The 13,873-nt window shown below is 57.5% G+C and carries 8 protein-coding genes and 2 pseudogenes; 7 read left to right on the top strand and 3 right to left on the bottom strand.

What is annotated here, in order from left to right; all coding sequences use genetic code 11:
• Window positions 1-52: 52 nt before the first annotated feature.
• Window positions 53-1,105 carry an IS110 family transposase gene (locus tag IVA75_RS09625; RefSeq protein WP_247285490.1) on the top strand — a complete coding sequence of 351 codons (1,053 nt, stop codon included), beginning with the start codon at window positions 53-55 and terminating at the stop codon, window positions 1,103-1,105.
• A 234-nt stretch (window positions 1,106-1,339) separates the two neighbouring features.
• On the opposite strand, the pseudogene IVA75_RS09620 reads toward IVA75_RS09625, so the two are convergent.
• Window positions 1,340-1,646, bottom strand: a pseudogene (locus IVA75_RS09620) (transposase); the annotation flags it as partial.
• A 560-nt stretch (window positions 1,647-2,206) separates the two neighbouring features.
• On the opposite strand from IVA75_RS09620, the gene IVA75_RS09615 reads away from it, so the two are divergent.
• Together IVA75_RS09615 and IVA75_RS09610 are read left to right on the top strand one after the other, a co-directional pair.
• Window positions 2,207-2,998, top strand: coding sequence for a class I SAM-dependent methyltransferase (locus IVA75_RS09615; RefSeq protein ID WP_247285489.1), 792 nt, complete (start codon window positions 2,207-2,209; stop codon window positions 2,996-2,998).
• 517 nt (window positions 2,999-3,515) lie between these two features.
• Window positions 3,516-3,812, top strand: coding sequence for a hypothetical protein (locus IVA75_RS09610; RefSeq protein WP_247285488.1), 297 nt, complete (start codon window positions 3,516-3,518; stop codon window positions 3,810-3,812).
• A gap of 399 nt (window positions 3,813-4,211) precedes the next feature.
• Here IVA75_RS09610 and IVA75_RS09605 read toward each other — a convergent pair whose 3' ends face one another.
• Complete coding sequence (locus IVA75_RS09605) at window positions 4,212-4,388, bottom strand: hypothetical protein (protein WP_247285487.1); 177 nt, start codon at window positions 4,386-4,388, stop codon at window positions 4,212-4,214.
• Between the two features lie 1,098 nt (window positions 4,389-5,486).
• On the opposite strand from IVA75_RS09605, the gene IVA75_RS09600 reads away from it, so the two are divergent.
• From IVA75_RS09600 to IVA75_RS09585, 4 genes are all read left to right on the top strand, one after another.
• The gene (locus IVA75_RS09600; protein WP_247285491.1) at window positions 5,487-6,530 is read left to right on the top strand and encodes a hypothetical protein; all 1,044 of its coding nucleotides are present in this window, start codon (window positions 5,487-5,489) and stop codon (window positions 6,528-6,530) included.
• Window positions 6,531-6,696: 166 nt separating this feature from the next.
• Window positions 6,697-7,854, top strand: a complete 1,158-nt coding sequence (locus IVA75_RS09595) for a membrane dipeptidase (RefSeq protein WP_247285486.1) — start codon at window positions 6,697-6,699, stop codon at window positions 7,852-7,854.
• Window positions 7,855-9,525: 1,671 nt separating this feature from the next.
• Entirely contained in the window at window positions 9,526-10,185 is a 660-nt protein-coding gene (locus tag IVA75_RS09590; RefSeq protein WP_247285485.1) for a TetR/AcrR family transcriptional regulator, read from the top strand.
• Between the two features lie 769 nt (window positions 10,186-10,954).
• Window positions 10,955-11,701 (top strand): CapA family protein, encoded by a 747-nt coding sequence (locus IVA75_RS09585; RefSeq protein ID WP_346658420.1) that lies wholly within the window; start codon window positions 10,955-10,957, stop codon window positions 11,699-11,701.
• A gap of 1,047 nt (window positions 11,702-12,748) precedes the next feature.
• On the opposite strand, the pseudogene IVA75_RS09580 reads toward IVA75_RS09585, so the two are convergent.
• Window positions 12,749-13,805, bottom strand: a pseudogene (locus tag IVA75_RS09580) (IS110 family transposase).
• Between the last annotated feature and the right edge of the window lie 68 nt (window positions 13,806-13,873).

Below are 13,873 nucleotides of genomic sequence, written 5' to 3'. Positions count from 1 at the left end.
ACCCGCCCCGTCCTCTCAGTCAGACTGAGTTGGCTTTTGAAAGGAGGAAGCAATGAGGACACGGAACAAGCCCAGGCCGGCAACGGTGTTTGGGATCGACATTGGCAAGAACCTTTTCCACGTCGTTGGGCTCGACGCCGCCGGAATGCCGATCCAGAAGGCGACCTTTCGGCGCGATACGCTCTTGCAGTTCTTCGAACGTGCAGGACCGGCTTTGGTGGGGATGGAGGCCTGCTCCGGCTCGCAATGGTTGGCCCGCAAGATCGCCGCCATGGGGCACACCGTTCGCATTATCCCAGCTCAATTCGTGAAGCCATATGTGAAGTCCAACAAAAATGACATCATCGATGCCGCGGCGATCGCCGAAGCCGTGACGAGACCAACGATGCGCTTCGTCGAGCTAAGGTCGCCTGAGCACATTGACCTGCAAGCGCTGCATCGTGTTCGCGATCGGATGATGTCGCAACGGACGTGCCTCATCAATCAGATGCGCGCTTTTTGCCTGGAATATGGGATCGCTATTCACCAGGGCGCCGGCAAGTTCAAGGCTGATCTGCCGAGGGTTTTGGCCGATCAGTCGAATGATCTAACCTCGGCGATGCGTCGCATTCTTGCATCTACATTTGACGAGCTGCGGCAGCTGGAGCTGCGGATTGCCGAGGTCAACCGCGAGATTGAGGCAATTGCCTCTCAAAGCGATACCGCACGTCGATTGATGACCATCCCGGGCATTGGTCCGCTGGCCGCGACGGCGCTTTTGGCAGCAGCTGGATCTGCCCGCCAGTTCAAAAAGGCCCGCGATATGGCAGCTTGGCTAGGTCTTGTCCCGAGAGAATATTCTACGGGAGGCAGAACGAAGCTGCTGGGGATAAGCAAGCGCGGCAATCGATATCTGCGCCGGATGATCATCCATGGCGCCCGTTCCTGCGTGACTCATCTTGATCGCTCGCGATACCGCCTTGGCGCGTGGCTTGATGGACTTCAGGCACGCATGCACACTAACAAGGTCACCGTGGCCTTGGCGGCCAAGATTGCGCGGATCGCATGGGTGGTGATGACCAAGCCCGGCGCAAGCTATGAACGGCGGGATCCGGCCTTTAGCTGATCCCGTTTGTTCCAGACTGCGAGGTTCGTGAAGGTGATGACGAAACAGTCGATCGGCGCGCCGTAAACCCTGTGCAAAAAAGCGGGCTTCGAGCCCGAACCATTTATCTGGGAACGGCACGCGCGGATCTCATCATGGCTTGGCCGCAACAGCGGCCCACTTGCAAGAGGCCGGATACATTTGTGCAGACTGCATTGTCCTCATCAAACGACCTTGCACGGGCGGGGCGGGTCATACATTCTTTCCGACGAGGTCCTTCAGCGCCGCATTGTCCAGCATGGCGTCGGCCAGGAGCCGCTTCAGCTTCGTGTTCTCGTCCTCCAGCGTTCTCAGCCACTTGACCTCGGAGACGTTCATCCCGCCGAACCCCGCCTTCCATTTTGTAGATGGCGGCGTCGCTGACGCCGTCCTTGCGGCACAGATCGGCCACCGAAACACCGGCCTCGTGCTCCTTCAAGATCCCGATGATCTGCTCTTCCGTAAAACGACTGCGCTTATGCTCTGGTCCTCGTCTTGGGCCAGAGCGAACTTCAAACTGGATTAAGCCCGGGGGCAAGGTCACGGGTTCTCAACGGAGAGAAGATCAACATTGATTGCTGGCCTAACACGTACGTTTCAATGTTCTGCCATTTAGCATCTTTCGATTGTAAGGACTTAGCCGCGGCTTTGCGTCAACCGTTAACGAGATGCAAGAGTTTGCGTCCGGCCAACTGCCAACCTTAGTAGTTGGTCTGGATCATGGAAACATACTAGTCATCGGTTGGTGAACTTCGCGTTGGTCAATTTTCATCTGCAAGGAGGCCGGCATGCAGCATCGACCACAATCGGTTCTCTCTCAAGCGGTACTGATGGGTACGCTGACTCGCCGGCCGCATGCTGCGCTCTCAGGTTTGCTCCAACGTAACCTCTCTATCCTGGTGGAAGCGCTGGCGCGGCAACGCCGAGCGCGCAAGTATGGGCTTTGGGACGTCCGACCTGTCAAGTGCTTGCCGTCCTGGCTAGCGCGAACGAAGTCTCACAAACCGCGGAAATATATGCCGATCGGCATCTTCGCGGTTAAGCATGCTGCGGACAGGTCAATCGAGATTTACGGAGGCAAGCATGATCATAGCAAGTGAAATATATCGTGGTGCGGCGCATTACTACCCGAGGTATGTGATGCCGTATCCAGAAGATATCTTCCGATCATTGGTTCGGGTTTGCAGGCTCGCCAGCAGCAGTCGTGCACTCGATCTTGGTGCCGGCACCGGACTGTTCGGCATCCCGCTAGCGCGATCGGTTTCGGAGGTGCTTTCCGTCGATCCAAGCGACGAACTGATCCAGCAAGGAAGGCGAGTCGCGGAGGCCCAAGGAGTCAAGAATATAGAGTTCTTGCTCTCGAAATCTGAAGACCTAAACGAACCAATGTCGTCATTTGATATAGCAACAATTGCAGGCTCATTCTTTTGGATGGACCGCGCGACAGTATTAGGAAAGCTAGCCCAAATGCTCAAATCAGATGGCTGCGTTGCGATCGTCAATCGCGAGCGGGCTGGCTCGGAACCTGGAGAATGGTTTAGTGCGATGTGGAGCGACATCAAGAAGTTCTGGGGAGGATGCCTTCCGGCAGGTCCCGGAGGGGTCCGACCTGTACTCACGGTGTCCGATCGAGAAGTCCTTGGCGCTTCCGCTTTTAGTGAAATCACCGAGCTTCGTCACTACTACGAGCATCACTGGACTATCGATGACCTTCTTGGCTATCTCTACTCTACGTCTGCGGGTGCGTCAGGCGTTCTCGGACCTCGTCGTGACGATTTTACGACGCGTATTCGTCGGTTGTTACTGTCGTATTCGCCGTCTGGTTCCTTCGTGGAGCGAGGTCACCACACGACGTTGCTTGGATATAGACCCTAGTCTAGCCTGGATATCTGATGGATTGAGCGCATGTGGGCGGGCAGCGAATTGGCGAGAGTTCTTTTGCGAGAAAGGACTTTCGGACGAGTCGATGGGCGCTCCCGATATCGAGAGCAGAACCTGTTGGTACCGAGCTGGTCGAGTGTGGCCCTGAAGGCCGCACCGTAGTGGTGGGATTTGACGGTGGAGCATCACGTCGGGTGCCGGAGCGTTGCCGGTGGCGCAGCGGATTGAGCGATCTGTTTGTCTGGCTGGTTTGCCAATGCTTTCATCGATCGGTACCCACCCGAGCTTGTCGAGCAGCGGAAATTCGTGAAGATCTCGCACGGGCGAACGAGCTTTTTGAAGCCAACAGGGAGCATGGCCTTGCGAGCACGACCACCCCGAGCGCTCAGGGATTATTGAACTTCGCGAAACTCGGCTATGTCTATCGCACCTGCACAAAGTCGAGCCTCCATTACTACCGCGGCTTGGGCTCCGATGGCTAGCGCCCGCGCCGGTCTGCGAAAGTCGCCCGATGCGCCAAGGATTTGCTGGACAGGTAGAATGGAATGAGATCGCGCGGTTACTTGAAGACCGGAGCCTCATCGAAGACGGACTTGAGCTTCGGCTCAGGGCGGCACGCAACGGCGATTCGACACAGCGCCGGGAGGAAACGGTTCGCCGCGATCTTGCGCGCTCCCGCAAAAACATCGAGCGCCTGCTCACGGCGGAGAGCCTTCTCTCGCTTGAAGAGCTGCGCGGTGGCACGCCCGATTTGGGCAGCCGCGAACAAGCTTGGCTGTTGGACCTGCAAGCGATCGAAGACTCCTGAAGGACGGGAAGTTTTGTCTGCATCTCAACCGAAGCCGTGACAAGCGTCCTCGGCGCGCTCGATATAATCGAACGCCGCCGCGTGCTGCGCCTTCTCGTTGAAGGACAACGAAAGTCGCCCGGCGTCGCCGACAGCTCCGTGACCGCTCCTCCACAGCAAAGTCATTTTGCGTTCAGGGAGCCAGAACGCCGCCTTCTCGAACGCCCAAGGAACAAGCCACGATTGACGTGGCCAGCCTTGAGGAGTCGGCAGGCAGATCAACCAAATCGCAGGTCCCGGAATCGCCGACGTACACATTCTAAGAACAGGACCGGTTATCGACAATATCGAAGTAGCTCGCCAGATCACCTTCGATGATCTAGCGTCACTTCGAATCAGAGTCATCCTGCAACTGCATCCTCACTGTGCGCGAGCCATAATCGCTTTCCAGATCGCCTCCATGGCCATCAGCATCGTCCGCTGGACGATATGGTCCAGCAGGATTGGTATACCCAACGGCCTCAGCTTCCCATTGGCCTTCGGGATATATATTCGCTTGTCTGGTGTCGGACGACAGGTGCCGTCCAGCAGGGGCATCCGCAGCCGCTCCAATGATGGTCCAGTTGAGGTACGATCGGGGCGGCCTCGGCAGGCCAGTTCCTGTCGGTGATGAGCCTGAAGTGCCACGCAGGAGCAGCGCGTCGGCGATCATCCGGTTGAGATGGCCATGCGGAGCGCTCGATCGACTCGCTCTCGTGGCGATTCCACGGCTTTTTGCGAGAAGGCCGCATGAAACCGCATAAGGTGCGCTACTACGTGGAACGTCGCGACCGCCGAGTTCGCAGTAGATGGCGGAGGCCTATGTGTCTATCGTGAGGTCCAGATCCTGAAAAAGGCCGCAGCCAGGTCGAAGAAATCAAAGAAGCTGGTCACGATCGTCTCTTACGATGAGAGCCGGGGATGCAGGCCATCGCGACGACGGCGCCGGATTTGCTGCCAATGCCGGGCGTCCATCCCGCCTTTGCGCGCGGTCATGAGTATAAACCTCATGGCACGCTCAGCCTGTTGGCTGGGATCGATCTACTCACCGGGAAGGCCCGTGCGCTCGTCAGGGACCGCCCCCGCAGCCGCGAGTTTATCGACTTCCTCAAGCTTCTCGATGCCGCCTATCCGGCCGGCACTGCGATCAAGTTGAGGCTCGACAATCATTCTGCGCACATCTCGAGAGAGACCAGAACATGGCTCGACACACGACGGCCAGGGCGCTTCGAACTTGCCTCCATGCCAAAACACGCCTCTTGGCTCAACCTCATCGAGCCTCTTCTCCAAGTTCGCCCGGTCCGTCTTTCGCCACATCCGCGTGAGTTCAAAACACGAGTTCAAGGAGCGCATCATGGCCGGCATCGACGCCATCAATCGCTATCCAGTCGTCCACACCTGGTTCTACAAACTCGCCGAGGCTGTCTGAATTGATTCGAACCACGAAGCCCTGTCCTAGGAATGCCATTTCGCGAAAAGGTGTATCTGGCAACCGGGACTTCTTCTAGGCTTGGCCGGTCTCTCACAACGCACAAATCTTGTCGGGTTCAAAACATCTGCCGGCAGCGGCTGGGCCGCATTTTTGAGAACTCAACCAGTAGCTTACACATCGAGGACAACACTGGCACAGCCGTTGCTACTAGGATGCAATGAGTGATGCTGTTGCTAGATCCCGTGCCCGAATTTTCGCCTGAGAAGCGGCGGGCAGTTCCTCATGTGAAAGGACCAGCGATGTTCCCCGATCTGCTTTACCTATCGAATGCCGATATCGAACGCTTGCAAATTTCGCCTCGGGAGGCGCGGGAGGCAGTTCTTGCCGCGTTTTGCGACAACGCGGCTGGCCGCAATATCGGCTTGCCGAAATCGTTCATCAACATCGGCCCGGATTCCTGGTTGCTGTCGATGAGCTCGGCAGCTGAGGACAGGGGTATCGCGACAGTGAAAATGGTGGCGATTGTTCCAGTCGAAGGGAATCAAGCCAGGTCGAGGGTCAACGGGCTCGTCTGTGTGAGCGATTATAAAACGGGATTACCCGTCGCAGTTCTTGATGGGAACTCCATCACGCTGATAAGGACAGCGGCCACGTCCGCGGCGGCAGCCATCTACCTCGCGCCTGAGGCACCCGCAACCATCGGCTTGATCGGCTGCGGCCTGCAGGCGCTTAGCCATCTTGATGCGTTTGTGGATCTGTTCCCCTCGCTACGCAGGGTCTATCTCTTGAGTCGAAGCGTGCGCTCCGCTGAAAGAATTGCGACCGCCGCCTCCGAAAAGGGGCTCGCCCCAATCATCGTGAACGATCCTGATGAGCTGTTGAGTGAAAGCGAGATCGTCGTCTCCACGGTTCCAAGTTCGCCGGGATTGGAACCCTTTCTTAACGCTCGATCGCTGCCGCCCTCCTCATTTGCATCGGCCGTGGACGGGGGAAGGAGCTGGCGGTCGGAAACCCTGACTGCTTTCGACAGAGTTGTGACCGATACCTTGAAGCAATCCGCAGCGCCCGTGGACGCATCAGAACGACCGGTCGAATCCGTAAAATATCAGGATGATCTTGTGCATCTTGCTGCCGGTTGGTCAAGACCTCGTGCACCAAGTAGAGCCTTGTTCGGCTTTCGAGGTTTCGTGATCTCAGATCTTGCGTTGGTAGAATTGGCGATCCGAAAAGCCCGCTCACTTGGGATCGGAACAATTCTACCGCGGTGACACGAGAAGCTAAAGCCCAAGGTATTACGACTGGGACGCGCCGTTTCGAGGAGCAGCGCAACGGATAATTTTCCTGTTGTCGCAACGCTCCAGTATTGGCGATGGTCGTGCCGCTCTCTGATACTCTAGTTAAACAGCAAAAACTAGTCTCACAGGAGATAAGAAGATGTCGGAAGTGTTCGGCAGTTTCGATTTTTCCCTCAATCCTGAACAACAACGACGCGCCGAGCGTCTGCATCGGGATGCAGTTATCGTAGACACAATGCATCAGGGCCCCTGTGGGAAACGGGCCTTCACTGTTGAGATGATCAACATTCTCAAGGCGCAGTATTTTGAACATCGTGATTCTTCGCGAGCACTTAGAGAAACCTGGACCATGCCCATCCGGCTCGCGCTCAAGGGAGAGTTTCCTCTCCTGGAGCAGAATTGGCGGGACTCCGGACTGACAGTTAGGAACCAGGAAATCTCGGCCGCGGACAGCAGATCCGCGCTAGTGTCGTTCTCTTTCCTGCAGAAGCAATTTGATTCGTTCCCTTGGCTTCATAAGATCCTCGTTGGAGATGACTTTGCCAAGGCGAAGAACGAAGGGCTGCTTGGGTCGTTCATCAGCACTCAAAGCCCTAATGCTCTCGGACGGGATCTTACTTGCTTGGACGCTTACCACGACATGGGTATGCGAATGCTGCAGTTGACGTACAACTCGGTCAATTATATCGGCGGAGGTTGCACGGACAGAACAGACTGCGGAGTAACATCATTTGGCAAGTCTTTCCTCGAGCGCATGAATAGCATTGGCATGATCGTCGACATTAGCCACTGCGGGCGATCAACTACCGTTGATGCGTGCAAGATGTCGTCAAAGCCGGTTGCGGCATCTCACACTGGTTGTTATTCGATCTATGAAGCGCCCCGTAATAAGACCGATGATGAAATAAAGTACATCGCCCACAAGGGGGGGTATATCGGGGTATACTGCCTGCCGAACTTTCTGACTTGCGCGGAACGTCCAACAGTCGAGCATGTGCTCGATCATATTGACTATGTATCACAACTCGTTGGCTGGCAACATGTCGGGATTGGATCGGACTTTCCCTTCGCTGCGCCTGACGAGTGGGGGAACGCGCGCCTAGCGGAGCATCTGCTTGCGTCTGGGTTCAGTGCAAAGGACGGTTTCGCGAACCAGAAATCCGTGGAGGGCTTTGATGACTATCGAGACTTTCCAAATATAACACGCGGGCTGGTTTCGCGCGGCTATAGTGACGAGCAAGTTCGAGGTATTCTCGGTGGCAATTTCATCCGCTTCTTTCGAGAGGTGTGTGGATGAAGGGAAATAGCCGGTGATACGCCGCAACCGTTTCGCAAAAGCTTTTCAACGGAATGATGGATTAAACGGGCGCCGCAACTAAAAGAGGGGGTACGAAATGCCGACCATCCAACGTTTGTGGCCCCCCGCTGAAATTGCAGGATGACGTCGTGATATCTGCGCTAATCGAGCTCTCCTTCAAAGTCTTGGCGGCAGAAATGGTTTGCCGAGAAGACTGAAGACATTCCGAGTCGCCGACTCGTGGCCGGCATCGGCAAGTCCCACCCCATTGGCATCCTCAAAGGGCAGGCGGACTGGCCGGCATGCGCGCCCACATGGACGCGCTGCGGCGTAGCGACAGGACCGCGGTCTGCTTCTACGCCCATGGCAGGTTGCATGCTGCGGTCATCACGGCGTGTGCGGAGAGGAGGCAATTCAACGTCACGTCGGTCGTCATCTTCCGGGCCGGCCGCGGAACTCGTCGGTGGCGTGCCCGATGATGAATGACGGAATGAATAGCGCTCGGCCTCACGCAAGCAAAAACATGGCAACGCACCGGTCGACGAGTTCGTCATAAGTCGCAGGCCCGCTTTTGCGGGCGTCTAGCATTAGCCGTTCGATTGGCTCCTCCGACAAAAGGGGGTTTTTGGAAGGGTAAGGACGCATCGATTTTGCATCGCCGCGAACGTCGAAGTGGCGCGGTTGCACGGCGCAGGGAGAAGGACTGGTCCAGCGCCTCGACACGATGAACGCGCAGATGCTAGATCGCCGTTTTCATCGTCCGGATGACGTTGCCGAGCTGATCGATATGCAACTGATCTGACGGTGCAGGAATGCCGATGTGGCGATGCGGTATTCTACCGAAATGGTCCCGACCAACGATGAACTGCTTTTCACAGTCAATTCGAGGTTTTTGCCTTCGTTCTGAGTATTACCACAGTGGCCGACAGCATCGCTGACCACTCATCAGCGACTTTTAAGCTCACCAGAGCGGCCGCTTCGGTCGCAAGCCTTTCATGCTACTTGGATGATCTCGCCTGAGCATTCGCTCATAGCAGCCCTCCGGTCCACCGGCTCCAAGTCGCGCATATCCGGTTCAATTCAGGAGCACGACGGCTGCCAGCGCCGGCCAGACCTCAAGCTCGGCTGCAGTTTCGCTGCCGGTGTGGCGCTTTCGTCGTGATACCCCATGGCGGCGGTGCACGTACCCGATGGGTTAGCTTGGCTCCGAGTGGAGCCGTGAGAAACGATCGCCAAGCCACTTGATCACCTGGCGTCCACTTCGCAGTTGTGTTGGGCCGGCGCACGGCCGCCCCCTTGCTTTGACCGCTCGATCGCACTTTTACATCCTGTATCGGCCTCTCGGGCTAGCATTTCTAGGTGTCCCTTCGATTCTCCGACTCCAAAGCTCCCGGTTAGGAGCGAAGAGAGACCCTCCTGAAAGCTCACACATCACTTCGACTTCGAGATCAAGCGTTTCTAATGCCGATGTCAAATTTGCGACGCGGTGTCAGGCCTCCGACAGCCTCGTTGACGAATAGCTTCTACATCTCAAGCTCTCAAGTTGGCATGAGCTTTGAAAGTAGATGGCTTCTAGCATCGTTGCGCGCAAGGAGGTTCGTCCAGCGCCAAATTCCAATCGCGACCTCTCGCGACGAGCACGGCCGAGCAAGCAAGAGATATTAGTGGGTGATGACCAAGACAGTGCAACATCCGCGACGTTCACAGGCGGATCGCAGTGCCGCCGCCAGGGCTGCTTTGGTGGCGGCCGCCACAACCGTGCTAAGTGAACAAGGATACGCGCGCGCCACGAGTGTTGCCATAGCGGAGCAAGCAGACCTCTCTACCGGCGCGCTACATCACCATTTTGCAACCAAGGAAGACCTGTTTATGTCCGTGCTGGACGACGTCACTACGCATGTGATTGCGTTGTTCAGTGATCTTAGAGAGGAGCAGTTCGCTGACGCCGGTCTCGCTGCAGCAACAGTTGAGTCGCTCTGGGCGTTCTATGGTGCGGGGGCTTATCGGGCAGTGTGGGAGATCAATATCGGCTGGCGCAGCGACAAGAGTTTATGTAACCGATTTGCGGATCATCGATGGCGGTCGCGCGATCGGATGAATGCTGTCATTTGCAGCAATTCCTTCCTGTCGGATCGCACGAAGAGCACACTGCTTGCTCTTCTTCCTTTCATCCTTTCAGCAATGCGAGGCATGTTCCTGGAGACCGTTGCGAGCCGCGAAGACCTGTTCCAAAGTCAACTGGACATTCTTGCTGGCCTCCTAATGGATCGGCTGGATGAGGCCAGCGCTGCGCGTCGCCAACGTGGCGCGCGTGCGAGCAAAGTGAGGTGATCAACTCCTGTTGCGGTGCGCCCGAGCGCTGGCCGCAGCCAAAACCCTCGTCCTTCTACTTGCCAGCGCTTCAGCTTTGCTCTGCTGGTTTTGTTTCCGCGAAAATGCCGGTATCGTCAGAAGAGCGTTGACTGCAGCGCGATTGACGATCTCTCGCAGAGCAAGATTGCACTGGACACGAATAAGGGGAAGAATTGTTTCGAACTCTGCGATATTGCGCCGTCAATACGATCAGCAGATAGTCATTGGTCGCTTCTCGATATCAAAAACCAGCGGATCGCTCATGGGCATGTGCGATTCGGCGAGGATTGAGGTCAGGCCGCTCGGATTGAGCGAACCCGCTGTGCGCGCGCGACGTGGAGGAGCCTGCTGGCTGAGGTATGATGTGAATGTGCTCTTCGCACGACCTCCCAAGACAGCAGACGCCAGCTACGGTTAACCGTCTAGGTTTGGCATGCACTTTGACTCGATTGGGATGGCCTGAGGGCTCGGTGATCCTCGGCGCAGTTGAGCACACCGGACTGGGAGACGCGTATGGCAAAACACTCGAATGAGAGCGGTCGTCATCCGGTCCAGCAGGGTGGCAGCTACGATACGTCTGGTTCGATTGAGACGAATGTCGCGGATGGGTTCACGATGGTGGCAGTCGGCGACCTCATCGTCACACGGCCGCTGACGAAATATCAGGGAGCAAGCTTCGCCGCCGCTGTCAAGGTATGGCGGTGCGTATCACCTGAGCCTGCCGGAGCTCGGCCCTGATTTGAAGGCGATGGGATTCAATATCCTGGGTCGTGCGAACAACCATGCCCTTGACTGGGGCGTTGAAGGGATGCACGAGACGAGCGAGGCGCTCGATCAGAGCGGAATCGCGCATGCAGGTGCGGGCGAGAGTCTCGCGCAAGCAGGCGCCGCTCGGTTTCTAGAGACGCCACGCGGGCGCGTCGGGTTGGTGTCATTCGCTTCATCGTTCACCCCGCTATCTCGCGCCGCAGATCCGGCCGGCGAGGCTCCAGGCAGAGCGGGAGTAAACACACTTCGTTTGGCGAAAGCCACCGTTGTTCTGCCGGAGATGCTCGAGAGCTTGGGACGAATACGCGACGCGTTGCCAGGCTTCGAGCCCAGCCGCGAGGATCCGAACCGCGTCGTGCTCTCCGGTGTGACATACAAAGCGGGCAGCACGGCCAGCTACAGCTACGAAGCCGATCCGCGCGATCTTGCCAAGATTGTGCCAAACGTTCGTCAGGGCAAGCAATTCTCCGACTTCTGCATCGTTACGAATCAGGGTCATCAGCCCGGGAATTGGTGTCAGGAGCCGCCTGATTACGAAAAATCGCTTTCGCATGGGCTGATCGACGCCGGTGCGGACGCATATGTTGGGCATGGGCCGCATCAGTTGCGAGGCATCGAAATCTACAAGGGCCGGTCGATCCTTTATGGCTTGGGAAATTTCATTATCGACGACCTCCGGACGCCGGTGGGGCTGACATGTATGCTGTTTACGATAAGAACCCACTAATCGACACAGACGCTGAGGTGACAGCAAATGAGATCACAAGAGGATACGAAACGGATCCCGGATTTTCAGATCCAGCCTTCTATGAGAGCATAGCCACGGCCAGCCGATTTGAGCAAAACCAGCTTGTCGGATTGCGGCTTTTCCCAATCGAGCTCGATCGCTCCAACAGGCTTGCCAGCCGGGGAGTCCCGCGGCGCGCCCCTGCGCCGCAGGCGAGAGCCATTCTGGAGCGTCTACAGAAGCTCTCGAAGCCGTTTAGCACCCAAATCGGTATTGAGAACGACGTTGGGGTCATTAGGCTGCGACCGAGTTCGTCACTAGATACGGCTAATCCATCGCGCCGCCCGCGAGGGGCGATCCTTGAGTGCAGGCGTTGTGGAAAGACTTGGTGCCACTGGAGCATTATTGTCGGCTTGTGGCGATCACTCCGTTGTTCGACAGCGTCGCTGCGGCAGTAGAAGTTCCCCCCCAACTAATGAATCTCGCGGGAGAGGAGCCAATGAACTGAAAGCCCGAGATCTTACTCGCTCGTGTGCCGCCCGAGCAGCCCCTTACGGCCGCGGAATGGGCCGTTGACAATCAACCTAAATGGAAAGACGAAAATGAAGCCGACCTAAGATGAGGTGCTTTCGCCGGCACGCCGCATTAATCCCGATGTATGGTCCGGCCGGCGGTGCAAGAAGAGTTCGACGATCGGGTAGATGCGGTCTTGCATCAATGTATCCGGCCTCTGCTTGGAGCGCAGTGCTCCATGTACCATCATGGATGTCAGCGCGCGCAATGCGAACCGGTTAGCGGACAGGCCTCGTACGGGCCATTTGGGTCACCTGTGTTCGCATGCCGGGGTAAAGGTGTTGTTACGTCAGCGATAGCTCCTCACTTCGCGCTGTTCCTTTATTCGTGCCTGGCGGTCGTTCCTTCGTCCCCGCCTGCACGCGCAGACGTGCCGCTCAAGCGGCCGTCAAGGCCGGCCGTCGCGTTGTCCTGACGTTTTGCTGTCCTGCTGCCAGGGGCTGCGCCTTGACGGCGCCGCGCGCGGCGCGAGGATCACGCAGGTCGGGACACCGTCTCCTCCGTCTCGACGCACATGAAGGCGCGTCCCTTGTTGAAGACCGCCCAGGCGATCCGGGCGAGCTTGTTAGCGGGCGCAACTGCCAGCACGTTGTGGTGCAATCGTGTCTTGGCGGCTTCGATCCAACAGCTGAGGTCATAGCGCTCCCAACACCTTCTCTTGACCAGCACCATCCACGCGGCTCGTACGAATAGCGCACGTAGATAGCGATTGCCGCGCCTTGATATCTTGCCGAGCATCGTGCGATCACCGGTCGATACCTGCTTCGGCAGAACTCCAAGCCAGGCGGCGAAGTCGCGGCAACACGTCTCCAGTGCCGATCGCGGCCACCATTGCGCTTGAGATGATCGGACCCGTGCCAGGCACCGTCATCAGCCGCTCGCACGCCTTATCTTGACGGGCGATTGTTTCGATCTCGCTGGATAGCCCCTCGATACGCGCATCCAGCCGGCGCCAGTCGCCCGCCAGATCCTCGATGATGCGTAACATGCGAGGCCAGAGCGCATCGGTGCGCGTCGCGAGAATACCCGGCAACTCGGACCGCAGGAAATGCAGGCCTTGGCGTACGGTGATGCCCCGCTCTAGCAGGAACGCACGGATCTGATTGATGACGCCGGTACGCTGACCAACCAATCGATCGCGGACGCGGTGCAGCGCCTGAAGGTCGAGCTAATCGGCCGTCTTGGTCGCGACGGACTTCATAGTTGGGCGTTGGATGGCCTCGGCGATGGCTTCGGCATCCCGGAAGTCATTCTTCTGTCCCTTCGAATACGGGCGCACGTATCTCGCCGGCATCAGGCGAGCGTCGCGGCCGATCATTTGGAGTTTGCGGCTCACATGATGGGCGCCTACGCATGCCTCCATACCGATCAAGCACGGCGGTAGGTTGGCGAGCCGCGTTTCCACCTGGCCGCGTGACCACTTCTGCCGCAGCACGACGTCACCGCGGTGATCATCACCCACCACGTGGGACGAGTGTTTGCCGATATCGATACCGATCACGGCGATCGCTGCGTTGAGCTTCCGAGACATGGCGTGCTCCTTGTCTTGACCGCCCCTTACCAGCTTCGCGTGCCGGCAGAGCCGCAGCACGGCCGGAC

Source organism: Bradyrhizobium sp. 134 (assembly GCF_023074155.1).
In the GTDB taxonomy this organism is placed as follows: domain Bacteria; phylum Pseudomonadota; class Alphaproteobacteria; order Rhizobiales; family Xanthobacteraceae; genus Bradyrhizobium.
This window is presented reverse-complemented; position numbering and strand designations above follow the sequence as displayed.

Coding starts and splice junctions, on each gene's coding strand:
- IVA75_RS09625 (WP_247285490.1), top strand. CDS start 53: ATGAGGACACGGAACAAGCCCAGGCCGGCAACGGTGTTTGGGATCGAC.
- IVA75_RS09600 (WP_247285491.1), top strand. CDS start 5,487: ATGCTGTTGCTAGATCCCGTGCCCGAATTTTCGCCTGAGAAGCGGCGG.
- IVA75_RS09595 (WP_247285486.1), top strand. CDS start 6,697: ATGTCGGAAGTGTTCGGCAGTTTCGATTTTTCCCTCAATCCTGAACAA.
- IVA75_RS09610 (WP_247285488.1), top strand. CDS start 3,516: ATGCGCCAAGGATTTGCTGGACAGGTAGAATGGAATGAGATCGCGCGG.
- IVA75_RS09590 (WP_247285485.1), top strand. CDS start 9,526: ATGACCAAGACAGTGCAACATCCGCGACGTTCACAGGCGGATCGCAGT.
- IVA75_RS09585 (WP_346658420.1), top strand. CDS start 10,955: ATGGGATTCAATATCCTGGGTCGTGCGAACAACCATGCCCTTGACTGG.
- IVA75_RS09615 (WP_247285489.1), top strand. CDS start 2,207: ATGATCATAGCAAGTGAAATATATCGTGGTGCGGCGCATTACTACCCG.
- IVA75_RS09605 (WP_247285487.1), bottom strand. CDS start 4,388: ATGCCCCTGCTGGACGGCACCTGTCGTCCGACACCAGACAAGCGAATA.